At 74.9% G+C, this 13,378-nt stretch carries 12 protein-coding genes and 2 pseudogenes; 5 read left to right on the forward strand and 9 right to left on the reverse strand.

The window, feature by feature from the left end; translation table 11 throughout:
• Positions 1 to 96 precede the first annotated feature (96 nt).
• The 4 genes and pseudogenes from ACZ4V6_RS25000 to ACZ4V6_RS25015 form a co-directional block, all read right to left on the reverse strand.
• Complete coding sequence (locus ACZ4V6_RS25000) at positions 97 to 1,128, reverse strand: SDR family oxidoreductase (RefSeq protein WP_467831298.1); 1,032 nt, start codon at positions 1,126 to 1,128, stop codon at positions 97 to 99.
• 289 nt (positions 1,129 to 1,417) lie between these two features.
• A complete protein-coding gene (locus ACZ4V6_RS25005; protein ID WP_467831301.1) occupies positions 1,418 to 2,719 on the reverse strand; it encodes an FUSC family protein in 1,302 nt (433 codons plus the stop codon).
• 40 nt (positions 2,720 to 2,759) lie between these two features.
• Complete coding sequence (locus ACZ4V6_RS25010; protein WP_467831304.1) at positions 2,760 to 3,416, reverse strand: HAD family hydrolase; 657 nt, start codon at positions 3,414 to 3,416, stop codon at positions 2,760 to 2,762.
• Positions 3,417 to 3,493: 77 nt separating this feature from the next.
• Positions 3,494 to 4,537, reverse strand: a pseudogene (locus ACZ4V6_RS25015) (PHP domain-containing protein).
• Between the two features lie 93 nt (positions 4,538 to 4,630).
• Here ACZ4V6_RS25015 and ACZ4V6_RS25020 point away from each other — a divergent pair.
• The 3 genes from ACZ4V6_RS25020 to ACZ4V6_RS25030 all read left to right on the forward strand — a co-directional run bounded on the left by ACZ4V6_RS25020 (position 4,631) and on the right by ACZ4V6_RS25030 (position 7,103).
• Positions 4,631 to 5,479: an SDR family oxidoreductase gene (locus ACZ4V6_RS25020; RefSeq protein WP_467831306.1), complete on the forward strand. Its 849-nt coding sequence runs from the start codon at positions 4,631 to 4,633 to the stop codon at positions 5,477 to 5,479.
• A gap of 61 nt (positions 5,480 to 5,540) precedes the next feature.
• Complete coding sequence (locus tag ACZ4V6_RS25025; protein WP_467831309.1) at positions 5,541 to 5,780, forward strand: hypothetical protein; 240 nt, start codon at positions 5,541 to 5,543, stop codon at positions 5,778 to 5,780.
• A gap of 210 nt (positions 5,781 to 5,990) precedes the next feature.
• Positions 5,991 to 7,103 carry an ABC transporter substrate-binding protein gene (locus ACZ4V6_RS25030; protein WP_467831311.1) on the forward strand — a complete coding sequence of 371 codons (1,113 nt, stop codon included), beginning with the start codon at positions 5,991 to 5,993 and terminating at the stop codon, positions 7,101 to 7,103.
• Positions 7,104 to 7,325: 222 nt separating this feature from the next.
• Here ACZ4V6_RS25030 and ACZ4V6_RS25035 read toward each other — a convergent pair whose 3' ends face one another.
• The 3 genes and pseudogenes from ACZ4V6_RS25035 to ACZ4V6_RS25045 form a co-directional block, all read right to left on the reverse strand.
• The gene (locus ACZ4V6_RS25035) at positions 7,326 to 7,865 is read right to left on the reverse strand and encodes a VanZ family protein (RefSeq protein ID WP_467831314.1); all 540 of its coding nucleotides are present in this window, start codon (positions 7,863 to 7,865) and stop codon (positions 7,326 to 7,328) included.
• 95 nt (positions 7,866 to 7,960) lie between these two features.
• Positions 7,961 to 8,623, reverse strand: a complete 663-nt coding sequence (locus ACZ4V6_RS25040) for a DUF4230 domain-containing protein (RefSeq protein ID WP_467831589.1) — start codon at positions 8,621 to 8,623, stop codon at positions 7,961 to 7,963.
• A gap of 288 nt (positions 8,624 to 8,911) precedes the next feature.
• Positions 8,912 to 9,745: pseudogene (locus ACZ4V6_RS25045) on the reverse strand (GTP-binding protein); the annotation flags it as partial.
• 199 nt (positions 9,746 to 9,944) lie between these two features.
• Here ACZ4V6_RS25045 and ACZ4V6_RS25050 point away from each other — a divergent pair.
• Positions 9,945 to 10,901 carry a ribose-phosphate diphosphokinase gene (locus tag ACZ4V6_RS25050; RefSeq protein ID WP_467831316.1) on the forward strand — a complete coding sequence of 319 codons (957 nt, stop codon included), beginning with the start codon at positions 9,945 to 9,947 and terminating at the stop codon, positions 10,899 to 10,901.
• Here ACZ4V6_RS25050 and ACZ4V6_RS25055 read toward each other — a convergent pair.
• Positions 10,864 to 11,253: an anti-sigma factor antagonist gene (locus tag ACZ4V6_RS25055; RefSeq protein ID WP_467831318.1), complete on the reverse strand. Its 390-nt coding sequence runs from the start codon at positions 11,251 to 11,253 to the stop codon at positions 10,864 to 10,866. The two genes, ACZ4V6_RS25050 and ACZ4V6_RS25055, sit on opposite strands and share 38 nt — an antisense overlap.
• A 125-nt stretch (positions 11,254 to 11,378) precedes the next feature.
• The gene (locus ACZ4V6_RS25060; RefSeq protein WP_467831321.1) at positions 11,379 to 12,329 is read right to left on the reverse strand and encodes an NADP-dependent oxidoreductase; all 951 of its coding nucleotides are present in this window, start codon (positions 12,327 to 12,329) and stop codon (positions 11,379 to 11,381) included.
• Positions 12,330 to 12,400: 71 nt separating this feature from the next.
• Between ACZ4V6_RS25060 and ACZ4V6_RS25065 the strand changes: the two genes are divergently transcribed.
• Entirely contained in the window at positions 12,401 to 13,369 is a 969-nt protein-coding gene (locus ACZ4V6_RS25065) for a GlxA family transcriptional regulator (RefSeq protein WP_467831324.1), read from the forward strand.
• The last annotated feature ends 9 nt before the right edge of the window (positions 13,370 to 13,378 follow it).

Here is a 13,378-nt window from a genome sequence, read left to right on the forward strand (position 1 = left end):
AGGGGGTGTGAAGGAGAACCCCCCACACCCCAGCCCCCCCCCCCCCCCCCCACACCCCCCCCCCCCCCCCCCCCCCCCCCCCCCCGCGCCCGGTGCTCAGCCGACCTTGCGTCCCCGCAGCGGTTCCGTCGCCGCGCCCGCGCCCTCCCGGAAGCCCCGCAGGAACTCCTCCAGCACCTCCGTCGCCGTGCGCACCGGGCGCCAGCCGAGCTCCGCGCGCGCCCGCGTGCAGTCCATCAGCGGGAGCCGCAGCACCGCGTCGAACAGGTGCGGGGACGCCGGCAGCAGATGCAGCCCCCAGGCGGCGGCGATCGCCGAACGGGCCGCCGTACGGGGCAGCCGCACCGGACGGGCCCCGGTCATCTCGCCCAGCAGCTCCGCGTCGACCGGCGGGTCGGCCGCCAGGTTGTACGGGCCCCGGGCGTCCTGCGTGCGCACCGCCAGCCGGTAGGCGCCCGCCGCGTCGTCGGTGTGCAGCGCCTGCACCCGCAGCCCGGGGACGTCCGGCAGGAACGGCAGCAGCTCCGGACGGGCCAGCGGCCCGGGCAGGAACTTGCCGCCGAAGATCCGGCGCTGCTCGCTCGCCGACTCCCGCTTGAAGAGGAAGGCCGGACGCATCCGCACCACCCGGACGCCCGGGTGGTCGCGTTCGAAGACGTCCAGGGCCCGCTCCAGGTAGGCCTTCTCCCGGCAGTACGCCGCGTCCGGCCAGCCGTGCGTCGGCCACGACTCGTCCACGGCACGGTCCTTCGGCCCCGGCGAGTACGCGCCGACCGACGAGGCGTGCACCAGCGTCGGCACCCCGGCCGCGGCCACCGCCTCGAAGACCCGCAGGGAGCCGAGGACGTTCGTGCGCCAGGTCGTCGCGGGGTCGTGCGTCGGCTGGAACGCCCACGCCAGGTGGATCACCGCGTCGGCACCCGCGAAACGAGCGGCCGTGTCGGCCTGCTCGGAGGCCAGGTCGACGGCCGCCCACTCCGTCTTCGGGGGCGACCACTCGGGGATCCGCCGGGCCAGTCCCAGGATCGAACCGACCTCCGGATCCTCCGAGAGGAGCCTCACCACGCTGGTGCCCACGTTGCCGGTCGCGCCCGTGACCACGATCCTGCTGCCCGTCGTACTGCTCACCTCGTGCTCCTCCCGTCCGCCTGCCGGATAGGAGGCCACGGGTACCCCGCTCCGCCGCGGGCAAAGAAGAGCCCCGACCGGACGGGGGGATCACGGTCGGGGCGGTCTGTGGTGGATACGGATGGCGGTCGCCTCTCGGCGAGGGGCTCCACAGGGCTTCAGCCGAACGATCGTCCCTGTGGGCTACAGGTGAGGCCCGGGGACACTGTCCCATCCGTACCCACGCCCTCTTCAACGGCGGACACCCTCCCGGTGTTCCACCGTCTGTCCTGTTCTGGGGTGATCCGCGTCACTGGTCCCGGGGCTCGGGACCGACCTCGGCCCACAGGTTCTCGGCCTGGAGCAGCAGCGCACCCAGCACCGACGCCTGCGCGGCGCCCTGCCCGGCGTGCTTCCGCAGCCCGTCCTGCAACTGCAGGTGCAGCTCCTCCATCGTCTCCTCCGTCGCCTCGGCCGAGTCCTCCGGCCCGGCCGCGCCCTGCGTGTCCTTCGCGTCCTCCGGGCGGGGGACCGACGCCCCGCCCATCAGACGGCCGGCCTGCGCGTGGCAGGAGTCGCCGATCAGCTTCAGCAGACGCGCGTACAGGTCGAGCACCGGCCCCTCGGGCATGGCGGGGGTGCGGTTCTCGTCGGCCGCCACCGCCAGCGCACGGGTGAGCGCCGTGATGTTCCCGGTGACCCGGGTCCACCGCTGGTCCTCGTCCTCGGGCGGAGCCGGAGGAGGCGCCCGGTGCAGTACGCGCAGCGGGCCGTAGGTCAGCCGCAGGCTCTCCTGGCTCCAGGACCGCGCCGAGGTCAGCGCCTGCACGCGTCGCTGCAGCCGCGCGGACTCGCTCGACCAGCCGGCCGCGGTCTGCGCGTCCCACTCGTTCCCCCGCAGGTCGGCCGCGACGGTGTGCAGGACGTCGCCCGCGTCCCGGGCCAGCGCCGCGAGGTTCTCGTGGACGTCCCGCAGATGGATCGGCGGCAGCACGAACGCGTTCACCGCGATGCCGATGAGCGCGCCGAGCGCCGCCTGCCCCACCCGGTGCCCGACCACGGCCTCGGAGACCGGTGTCCCCGAGGCCAGGACGAACACCGCCGTGGTGGCCGCGTAGACGCCCTGCTGACCGAAGCGCGGCCAGTTCGCGAGCAGCATCAGCAACGGCAGGGACAGTGCCAGCGCCCCGGTGGTGTCGTCGGCGACCGCCTGGGCCCCGGAGGCCACCAGCGACCCGAGGCAGATCGCCCCGAACTGCTGTGCGCCCTGGCGCACGGAGCTGTAGACGGTGGCCTGGACGAGGACCACCGCCACCCAGGGAGCCATCAGGGCCATCGGATCGTCGAGCCAGACACCGGCCACGGCCCAGGCGATCAGAGCCGCGCCCGCGGCCTTCAGCGACTGGACGACCAGGTCGCGTTCCCGGCCCGGCCCCCGCCAGGCGGCCCGGACGGCCTGCCCGACGGCACCGGCCTCCCGCCGTGCCCAGTCCACCGGCCGTACCGCGCGCAGCGCCCGCGCCAGGGCGTTCCACCACCGCCGGCGCCCCGTCCCCACACTCCTGTCGTCGTCCCCGGCCGTTCGCCGGGTGTTGCGCTCCACGTCCGTCATACGCGCCGTGTGCTGCCGAGCGTCCCCGTGACCGGACGGCTCATGCGAGCGGGCTGTTCGCGAGCGAGGCCAGCAGGCCGGCCGGATCCGCGTACACCGCGTCCGCGCCCGCCTCCTCCAGGTCGGCCCGCGGCAGGCCCCCGCACAGCACACCCACGCACCGCACCCCGGCGCGGCTGCCCGCGCGCATGTCCCAGACCGTGTCGCCGACGAACACCGCCCGCTCGGCCGGCACCCCGGCGAGCTCCAGGGCGTGCTCCACCGGCTCCGGCGCGGGCTTGCCCGCGTCGACGTCGTCTGCGCTCGCGGTCGCGGTGATCGCGTCGTCGGCGTCGATCGCCCGCCGCAGCGCGCCCAGCTCGGCGCCGCCCGCCGAGGTGGCGAGGACGACCTTCCAGCCGTCGCCGGCCAGGCGCCGCAGCAGTTCCCCCGCCTCCGGGAACGCCGGCAGCCGGTCGAAGTACTGCCCGTACAGCGCCTTGTGGGCCGCGCTCAGCTGCGCGTCCTGGTCCTTGTCCCGGTCCTCGCCCAGCAGATGGGCGATGAGGTCGGTGGAGGCCAGACCCACGGCCCGGTGGACGGCGTGCATCGGCACCCGGTGGCCCGCCTGCCGGAACGCCTCCCACCAGGTGACCACGTGCAGATGATTGGTGTCGACGAGGGTTCCGTCGACGTCGAACACGGCCGCCCGTTCCATGCACCGTTCCTCTCTTCTCGGCTTCTCGGCTTCTCGGCTTGTCGTCTTCTCGCCGCGTGAGCCCGGCGGGTACCACGTCAGCCGCCCGCCACTCCGGCCGGTACCCGGCCCCGGCGGGTCCAGGCCGGCAGTTCGTCGAACGACCAGGTGGTCACCACCCGCTCGGCGGGCACCCCGCACTCCTCGGCCCGCACGCACCCGCGGATCTGCCGGTCCGGCTGTCCGGGCGCGTGCGCGTCGGTGTCGACGGAGAACAGCACGCCCGCCTCCACCGCCCGGCACAGCGGCCTCCACCGCCCGGCACAGCGGCCGCCGCCGCCCGGCGCAGCGGCCGCCGCGGCGGATCGAGCCGCTCCGGCCGGCTGTTGATCTCCACTGCCGTGCCCGACTCCGGCCGTCCCCGCCCGGTCAGGAGCCGTCCGGTGCGGTGCCCGAGGCCGTCCGCGTGCGGATCGTGGACGGCGGCCACCACGCGACGGGTCATCGAGCGGGCGTCCATCCGCAGCCTGGAGTGCACGGAGACCACCACGACGTCGAGCCGCTCCAGCAGCTCCGGTTCCTGGTCGAGCGAGCCGTCCTCGAGGATGTCGCACTAGATGCCGGTCAGCAGTCGGAAGGGCGCCCACGTCCCGTTCAGCTCCGCCACCGCGTCCAGCTGCTCGCGCAGCCGCTTCCGGGGACAGGCCGCGCGCCACCGTCAGCCGGGGGGAGTGGTCGGTCGGCGCCGCCCGCCCGTGCCCGAGCGCCGCCGGGGCCCGGCCCATCTCCCCGATCGGGCTGCCGCCGTCCGACCGGTCGGAGTGCGGGTGGCGGTCACCGCGCGACCGGGCCCGCGGCTCCTCGCCCCCGAGGGCGAGCGGGGCCCCGGCCTCGTCCTCCAGCTTCTCCAGGTGGCCGGGCACCCGCCCGGCCGGCGCCTCCCGGGCCGCCTGCGCCGTCTTCGGGCCGACCCCCTCGAGGGTCTCCAGCGACCCGGCCTCCGCCCGCTCGCGCAACTCGGCGCCGGGCAGCCCGCCGAGCACCCGGGCCGCGGTGCGGAAGGCGCGGACCCGGTACGTCGGCGCCTGCGACCGCTCCAGCAGGAAGGTGATCCGCTCCAGCGCCTGAACGGGTTCCGCCACCGCCTCCTCCTCCGGCACCTCCAGGGTTCCCCGGTGGACCGGGGAGCGCACGACGGTCCCGGCGGTTTGCCCGCGCGGCCCCCGGGTACTGCGATGCCCCGTCCACCGTTCGCGCCCACGAGGAGGCCCACCGTGCCCAGTCCCACGCCGACCGACACCAAGGTGGCCGTCGTCACCGGTTCCGACTCGGGGATCGGCCGTGCCACGGCCGTGCGCCTGGCCGAGGCGGGCATGGACATCGGCATCACCTGGCACGCCGACGAGAAGGGCGCCGAGCGGACCGCCGAGGAGGTCCGGGCCCTCGGACGCCGCGCCGAGGTCGCCCACGTGGACCTGACCCTGCTGCCCGAGGCCGCCGACACGGTGGACGCGCTGTGCGAACGGCTCGGCCGGATCGACGTCCTGGTCAACAACGCCGGCACGGGCACCGCCACGCCCTTCCTCGACCTCGGCCTCGACGACCTGCGCCACGTCCTGGACGTCGACCTGGCCGGGCCCTTCCTGTGCGGGCAGAACGCGGCCCGGCGCATGATCCGCCAGGGCGACGGCGGCCGGATCGTCAACGTGACGTCCGTGCACGAGCACCAGCCGCGGGTGGGCGCCGCACCGTACTGCGCGGCCAAGGGCGGCCTCGGCCTGCTCACCCAGGTCATGGCGATCGAGCTGGCCGAGCACGGCATCACCGTGAACGCGGTGGCCCCGGGCGAGATCGCCACCCCGATGACCGGCCAGGAGGACACCGACCCGCGCACCGAGCACCGCCCCGGCGTGCCGCTCGGGCGTCCCGGCGACGCCCGCGAGGTCGCCGCCGTCATCGCCTTCCTCGCCGGTCCCGAGGCCTCGTACGTCACCGGCGCGTCCTGGAGCGTGGACGGCGGCATGCTCCGCATGGGCCCGATGGCCGGATCGCACCTGACGGGCGACGACTGGCGGCGCCCCTGAGCGGGCGCTCGCGGATCCGGCCACGAGGCCGCCACCGGGGTTTGCGGCCTACCCTCTAGTCATGACCGAAATCGCGAGCCCGCACATCGGCAGTCCGCGGATCCTCGTGCTCGGGGTACAGCCGGGCACGCCACCGTTCCGGATCGTGGAGATCGACGGACAGGTGGTCGGAGAGGCGACGACCGTCATCGACGTCCTGGAGGCCGCCGCCGCCTTCGGCATCAGGGTCCACGACCTCGACGACCCCGACGTGGTCCGCTGGGTCGGCGGGGACAAGTTCACCTGGACGCCGCGCACCTAGGGCCCGTCGCCGGACTCCCGCCGTCGTCGCCGGCCGGTGCCCGGCGGGCCGGGCGCGCCGGCGCACGGCGGCCCGGGCTCCGGCCCCGCGGCCGCGGACCCGGCGGGGAGGGCCCCGTTCCCGCCCGCCCGCCCGCCCGCGCGGGCGGGCCGGGCCGCGAAGCCCGGCGCACGCATAACCGGTTGCCCGCCGTCGGCGGCGGTGGATGCAATGTCCGCCATGACCACCCGGATACGCCCGCCACGGCGGGACGAGACGAACGTCAGGATCGGAGCGCTCGTTCCGCTCACCCCGCCCGGCTGGACCGAGGCGGGACGGCACCTGCTCGCCGGGCTCGAACTGGCCGCGCGCGAGGTCAACGAGGTCGGCGGGATCCTCGGACGACCGCTCGAACTGGTGGTCCGGGACACCGCGGGCGACCCGGACAGGGCCGCGGCGGCCGTAGAGGAACTGGCCGGCCTGGGCGCGGCCGCCGTGGCGGGGGAGTACCACAGCGTCGCCGCCCGCGCCGCCGCCACCAGGGCCGACGCCCTCGGCCTGCCGTTCCTGTGCTCGTCGGCGGTTCTCGACGCGCTCACCGACCGGCCGACGGACTGGGTCGCGCGTCTTCCGCCGGCGCAGTCCCGCGGCTGGCGGCTCTACGGGGACTTCCTCCTCGAGGCGGGGCACCGCCGGATCGCCGTCGCGACCCGGCCGAGCGTGTACTGGGAGTCCGGGACCCGCATCCTGCGGGACCACCTCGCTCCGCACGGCGGCACGGTCGTCGAGCTCGACATGAACGTGCTGGAACCCGCGGCGGTGTGCGACGAACTCGTCGCACACCGCGCGACGGCACTCCTGCTGCTGGTCGGTCACCCGGAGCCCGCGGTGCCGATCGTCAGGGCCGTCCGCCGGGACGAACGCCTCGCCCGGGTCCTGGTCGGCGCTCCCGCCGGACAACCGGAGTTCGCCGGATGGGCGGCGGAGCTGGGCGACGACGGCGCCGGGATCCCGTTCCTGCGCTATCTGCCCGAGCGCCTCGGCGCACTCGGCACGCGCGTCGGGACGGCGCTGCGGGAGCGGCTGGCCGAAGCGCCCTCGTTCGTCGCCTTCGAGGGATACGACGCCGTCGTCGTCCTCGCCGAAGTGCTGCGCGCGCACGGCGTGGACCGGGCGCGCACGGCCGCGTCCTGGTCACGGGCCGAGGTCGAGGGCACCCGCGGACGGATCCGGTTCTCCCGCACGCCGGGCACCGGCGTCTGGCAGTGGACGTGGCCGCCCGTCCAGGTCGTCGACCGGGACCCGGCGGAACCCGGCCGCTTCCGGGTCCTCCACGCCGGCTGAGAGCACCGGGCCCCGGCCCGGCCCCCGGCTCGGTGCCGGAGCCGGCTTCCGAAGGTGACGGGACCCGTCCCGTCGAGGGGAGGACGTTCGCATCCTTCGCCGTGCCGCCCGGGGGCCTGCCGGCCGGGGCTCGGGCCGGAGCCGCTGCGGCTGCCGCGCGCCCGAGGGGTCCGAGCGGGGGAGCGAGCCGCCCCCGCACCAGCACGGACCCTTCGACGGGGGTCAGTCGCGAGGCCGGCGCGCGTGCACCGCGCGGCTCGTCCGCCGGCCCAGGAGCAGGTAACCGATCAGCGCGCCCGTGCTGTTGAGGATCACGTCGTCGATGTCGAAGGCCCGCCCGGTGACCAGGGCGCCCTGCGCGAACTCCACCAGCAGCATCACCACGGCGGTCAGCAGCAGCACCCGCAGCACCCCGCGCGTGCGCGGAGCGACCACCGGGACCAGGACGCCGAAGGGGACGCCCAGCAGCAGGTTGCCGCCGATCTGCTTCCCGGCGTCGCGCAGCGCGGGCTGGTCCAGATAGGCCCGCAGGGAGCGGCCGGGATGCATGTTGGTGTGCGTCAGCGCCTCCGAGGCGGGGGAGGGGTGCAGGGTCAGCCGGGCCAGCACGGCCGCGAACGCCACCATGAACACGAACGCGCACGCCATCGCCAGCAGGCGCAGCGGCAGGGGGAGCGGGCGCCGTTCGCGCCGGTCGGCGTCCCGCGTCCTGGCGGCGCGGGGGCGCCACAGGGAACTCGGTCGTGAGACGGCACGAGCCATGCGGTCCTCCAGTCGTCGACTTCCCCGCGTGCCGGTGCGGTTACCCGCGAAGCCGCCGAGGATGCGGGGGCGTTCCCCGGCGCGGCCCCTGCGGTTCAGGAGCCGTAGGTCACCCGTACCTCCTGGAAGCCGAGGGAGTGCAGCAAACCCTGGAGCATCGCCGTGGTGTTGCCCTCGGCGCGCGCGGTCAGTTCGCTGTCCTTCGCCGCGTCTCCGATGTGCCGGGCGGCGAGCTTCTGCACGGCCTGCTCGCCGTTGGGGTTGTCCGAGAACAGGTCGCCGAGCCGGTCGAGGAGGCCCCGCCGCTTGGAGACGGCGTACGAGTGCTCGGGGTCGAGAGCCGGTTCGCCGAGCGCGGCGTGCGGCAGCCGCAACGTGGCCGACGTGCGGTCGTCGTCCACCGTCACGTCGTCCTCGCCCACCTTCCCGAGGTCGACGTAGGCGTCGACGGTGCCGGCACCGACGTACAGGGTGCGGGTGCCGCGGATCGCGTCGGGCAGGAACTTGGCGTCCTTCTCCAGGTCCACGACGACCTGGAAGGAGCCGGAGGCGGCCTCGTAACGGCTGATGTCCTGGATGGACTTCAGCAGCGCGGGTCCCGACCGGTCGTGGGTCTCGGAGCCGAACAGGTCCTTCAGGCCCGGCAGGACGCTCAGCCGCAGTCCCGCGAAGAGCACGACGAGCACCAGCACGATCGCACTCAGCGCCTTGGCCCAGCCGGGCATCCGTCCGGGGCGGTGCCTGATGGGAGTCGTCATGGCGGCGGCCCTCCTTCCTCCAGTCCGCTTGCCCCCCATCTCCCGCGCCAGGCACGGGAGTTGATGATCAAGTCTCTTCGACGGCCGGCCCTGGGAAGGGTCGGAGGACCACACCGCCTCCCCGCGCGTGGGCCCCGGCAGGCGCAGTTCGGCCTCCCGCACCCGCCGGGCCGGCAGCTCGCCGGTGATCAGCCGGGCGGGATCGCCCCCCGTCGTCCCGGCGAAGTCGGCGCCCGGCGACGCGAGGCGGGCGGTCACGGACGCCGGCGCGTCCGGCGGCACCTCCGCCTCACCGTCGTGGAGCCGCAGATACGCGGTCCGCTCACCGCCCGGACCCGGGCGTACGGCGAACACCGTGCAGCGCGGGGCACGGGAGCGGCCTTCGGCGTACGGGCCGGGACCAGGCGGACCAGGCCCTCGGTCAGCTCCGCGACGCCCTGGCCGCCGAGTGCCGAGCCGAAGCGCAGCGGGTGGGACGAGCCGTCGGCGGTACGGGCGGCGAGTGCGGCGCGCACCTCGTCCGCGGTCGGCTCCGGGCCGTCCACGACCGCGGCCGGCATGCCCGTGTCCACCTCGGCGAGCGCCTCGGCGGTACGGGCGCGGACCGGCGGACCCGTCAGGCGGCAGGGCCGCACGCGCGCACCGGCGCCGCCGAGCCCGGCGGCGACCTCCGTCAGGGGCACGACGTGCGGGGTCAGCCGGTGCCGGACGTCGGCGAGCAGGCCTCCGGCGCGGGCACCGGCCCGGTCGGTCTTGTTGACGAAGACGAGCGTGGGCCGCCGCAGGGCGCGCGTCAGCACCCGCGTCCGCGCCTGGACGCCCTCGACGGCGGACAGCAGCGGCACCGCGCCGTCGAGGACCTCCGGGGCGTGCTTCGACCTCGGCGGTGGAGCCGGAGCGGCCGGGGGTGTCGATCAGGTTGCCCCGGGTGTCGCCGGCGGTGAACGCGGCGACCGCGGAGCGGACGGTGATGCCGCGCCGGCGTTCGATCCCGCCGCCGTCGGTACGGGTGTCACCGGCGTCGACGCCGCCGAGCCGGTCGACGGCACCGGGGTCGCACGGCAGCCGTTCGGTGGGGCTGGTCCCGCCGGCGTCGACGTGGGCCGGAATTCCGATGTCCAGGGTGTGCGTGCGCGCGGGAGTCCTCGAGAACCGTGGGCCGGGAGGGGCACCGGGTGATGTCGAGGAGTCGGCGCACGCGAGGGATCCCGGCCTGAGGGAACACGGACGGCGCCGTCACGACGCCTGCCCCCGGGGCCGCCGCAACCGGATTTCCGTAAGCTGGGACTCCGGCCGGACAGGATCACGCGAGGAGCGGTCCGTGCGAGACATCGCCGTGTTCAGCGGTAGTGCCCACCCCGGGCTGGCCGAGGAGGTCTGTGCCCATCTGGGCGTGCCCCTCAGCCCCGTCCGGGTCAGCCGGTTCGCCAACGACTGCCTGGAGGTGCAGCTTCGGGCCAACTGCCGGGAGCGGGACGTCTTCCTGGTCCAGCCGCTGGTCAAGCCGGTGCAGGAGCACCTGGTCGAGCTGCTGCTGATGTGTGACGCGGCCCGCGGGGCGTCGGCCGGGCGCATCACCGTCGTCCTGCCGCACTACTCCTACGCCCGCTCGGACAAGAAGGACGCGCCGCGCATCTCGCTCGGCGGGCGCCTGGTCGCCGAGCTGCTGGTGGCGGCGGGCGCCGGCCGGGTCCTCGCCATGACCCTGCACTCGCCCCAGGTGCACGGCTTCTTCCCGGTCCCGGTCGACCACCTGCACGCGCTGCGCGAACTGGCCGCGCACTTCCGCCGGTACGACCTGTCCCGCACCACGGTCGTCTCGCCGGACCTCGGCAACGCCAAGGAGGCCGCCGCGTTCGCCCGGTTGCTCGGCGCCCGGGTGGCGGCGGGCGCCAAACAGCGGTTCGCGGACGACCGGGTCAGCGTCAGCGCCGTGATCGGGGACGTCGCCGGGCGCGACGTCATCGTGCTCGACGACGAGATCGCGGGCGGCAGCACCGTACTGGAACTCCTCGACCGGCTGCGGGAGCAGGGTCCGCGCACGATCCGGCTCGCCTGCACGCACGGGCTGTTCGCGTCCGGTGCGCTCGGCCGGCTCAGCGAACAGCCCGACGTGCTGGAGATCGTGTGCACCAACACCGTCCCGGTGCCGGCCGACGGCCACACGGAGAAGCTGCGGGTCCTGTCCATCGCCCCCGCCCTGGCCGAGGCCGTGCGCCGCATCCACAACGGCGAGTCGGTCAGCGCCCTGTTCGGCGCTCCTGTCGCGGCGGACTGACGCCGAGCACCTCCGCCAGGGCCGGTCGCGGGGGCAGCAGCCGCGCGAGTCCGGTGATCCGCAGCATGCGCAGCGTCAGCGGATGGACGCACACCAGGTGCACCTCGCCGCCCCCGTCGAGCACCCGGCGCCGTGCCCGGTACAGCAGCCGCAGTCCCGAGCAGTCGAAGAACTCGACCCCGCCGAGATCGAGCACGATCCGGGCGCCGGGACGCCCCGTCTCCCGGTCCAGGTGCGGGACGATCTCGTCGGCCGACGCGATGTCGATCTCGCCGAGGAACTCCAGCACCGTGTGCCCCCGGTCGCGGCGGACGCGCAGATGTCTGGTGAGCGACGCGGATTCCTGTCGCACGACGCCAACGCCTCCAGTCTGCTCCGGGGGCCCAACTGCCCAACCTCACTCGCAAGTTACCCCGAACGAGCGAATCTGAGCATGTTCGATTGACATATGTCGTCGAATTCTCACAGTGCGGTCCGTCAGTCGACCACGAGGACCAGCTTCCCCGTCGTGCGTCCCGTCTCGCCGAGCTCGTGGGCCTTCGCCGCCTCGGCCAGCGGGAACGTCTTCTCGATCGTGGCCCGCAGCCTGCCCGACTCGACCAGGCCGGCGATCTCCCGCATGTCGGCCCGGTCCGCGTCGACGAGCATCCGCACCGCCCGCACGCCGAGCCGCTCCGCCTCCTCGAAGAACTCGTCCGAACCGACCGGCAGGATCGACACCACGATCCCGCCCGGCCGCAGCACGCGCAGGGACCGCAGCGAGGTCTCGCCGCCGATCGTGTCCAGGACGACGTCGACGTCCTTCACGGCCTCGGTGATGTCCGTCTCCCGGTAGTCCACCGTCTCGTCCACGCCGAGGGAGCGCAGGAACTCGTGCTTGCCCGCGCTCGCCGTGCCGATCACGTGCGCGCCCCGGGCCTTCGCGATCTGCACCGCCACGTGCCCCACGCCGCCGGCGGCCGCGTGGACCAGCACGCGCTGCCCCTCCCGCAGGCCGGCCCGCTCCACCAGGGCCTGCCACGCCGTCAGCGACACCAGTGGGAGCGCGCCGGCCTGGACGTGGTCGACCCCGGCGGGCTTGTGGACGAAGGTGCGGGCCGGGGCCGTGACGTACTCCGCGTGGGAGCCGTGGCCGAACGGGTAGGACAGCATGCCGAAGACCTCGTCGCCCGGCCGGAACGCGGCGACGCCGATCCCCACCGCCTCCACCACGCCCGAGACGTCCCAGCCCAGGACGAAGGGCGGCTCGCCGAGGAAGCCGCCGTTCGCCCGGTGCTTCCAGTCGGTGGGGTTCACTCCGGCGGCGCGCACCCGCACCAGCACCTCGTTCGGGCGCGGTTCGGGGCGTTCCAGCCGTACCTCGCGCAGCACCTCGGGACCGCCGAGGGTGTCCTGGCTGATGGCTCGCATCGTGTTCACATCGTTCATGGTGACCCAGCCTGCCGTCCTCCGCCCCTCAGGGAAATGGCATGATTGCCACGCTCCGATAGAATCGTGCCATGCGACATGCGAAGCGCCCGGCGGGGCGGACGGAACGGGTCGTGGTACTGGCACTCGACGGCGCCTATCCCTTCGAGCTCGGCATCCCCAGCCGGATCCTCGGCGCCGCCGACGGCCGGTACGAGGTGATCACCTGTACCGTCGACGGCCGGCCGGTGCGCACCGACGCGGACTTCACCGTCACCGCCGACCACGGACCCGAGGCGCTGGACTCGGCCGACACGGTGGTCGTCCCCGCCGTCCGGCCCTCCCTGGTCACCGGCGAACCGGTCCCCGAGGTCACGGCCGCCCTCGCGCGCGTCCGCCCCGACGCCCGCATCGTCTCCATCTGCACCGGCGCCTTCGTCCTGGCCGCCGCCGGGCTCCTCGACGGGCGCCGGGCGACCACCCACTGGCAGCTCGCCGACCGGTTCCGGCGCATGTTCCCGCACATCCCCCTCGACCCGGACGTCCTCTTCGTGGCCGACGGCCGCATCATCACCTCGGCGGGCGCGGCCTCCGGCGTCGACGTCTGCCTCCATCTCGTGCGCGAGGACCACGGCAGCGAACTGGCCAACAAGGTCGCCCGCCGTTGCGTGGTCCCGCCCTTCCGGGACGGCGGACAGGCGCAGTACATCGAGCAGCCGGTGCCCGAGCAGGGCGCCGCGAGCACGGCGGCGACCCGGGCCTGGGCCCTGGACCACCTCGACGAACCCCTGACGCTGGCCCGTCTCGCCGCGCACGCCCGGATGAGCCTGCGCACCTTCGCCCGGCGCTTCCACGACGAGGTGGGCACGAGCCCCGGCCGCTGGCTGACCCAGCAGCGCATCGCCCGGGCCCGGCACCTGCTGGAGTCCAGCGACCTCCCGGTCGACCGGATCGCCGGCCAGGTCGGCTTCGCCACGGGCGCCTCGCTGCGCCAGCACCTGCACGCGTCGATCGGCGTCTCGCCCCAGGTGTACCGCCGGACGTTCCAGTCGGCGCGCTGAGCGGGCACC

The sequence above is a fragment of the Streptomyces sp. NPDC029152 genome, from assembly GCF_055564355.1.

Excerpts from the sequence above, each read along its gene's own strand:
- ACZ4V6_RS25060 (WP_467831321.1), bottom strand. The coding sequence starts at position 12,329 with ATGAACGATGTGAACACGATGCGAGCCATCAGCCAGGACACCCTCGGC.
- ACZ4V6_RS25040 (WP_467831589.1), bottom strand. The coding sequence starts at position 8,623 with ATGACGACTCCCATCAGGCACCGCCCCGGACGGATGCCCGGCTGGGCC.
- ACZ4V6_RS25010 (WP_467831304.1), bottom strand. The coding sequence starts at position 3,416 with ATGGAACGGGCGGCCGTGTTCGACGTCGACGGAACCCTCGTCGACACC.
- ACZ4V6_RS25005 (WP_467831301.1), bottom strand. The coding sequence starts at position 2,719 with ATGACGGACGTGGAGCGCAACACCCGGCGAACGGCCGGGGACGACGAC.
- ACZ4V6_RS25030 (WP_467831311.1), top strand. The coding sequence starts at position 5,991 with ATGTCCGCCATGACCACCCGGATACGCCCGCCACGGCGGGACGAGACG.
- ACZ4V6_RS25025 (WP_467831309.1), top strand. The coding sequence starts at position 5,541 with ATGACCGAAATCGCGAGCCCGCACATCGGCAGTCCGCGGATCCTCGTG.
- ACZ4V6_RS25065 (WP_467831324.1), top strand. The coding sequence starts at position 12,401 with ATGCGACATGCGAAGCGCCCGGCGGGGCGGACGGAACGGGTCGTGGTA.
- ACZ4V6_RS25035 (WP_467831314.1), bottom strand. The coding sequence starts at position 7,865 with ATGGCTCGTGCCGTCTCACGACCGAGTTCCCTGTGGCGCCCCCGCGCC.
- ACZ4V6_RS25020 (WP_467831306.1), top strand. The coding sequence starts at position 4,631 with ATGCCCCGTCCACCGTTCGCGCCCACGAGGAGGCCCACCGTGCCCAGT.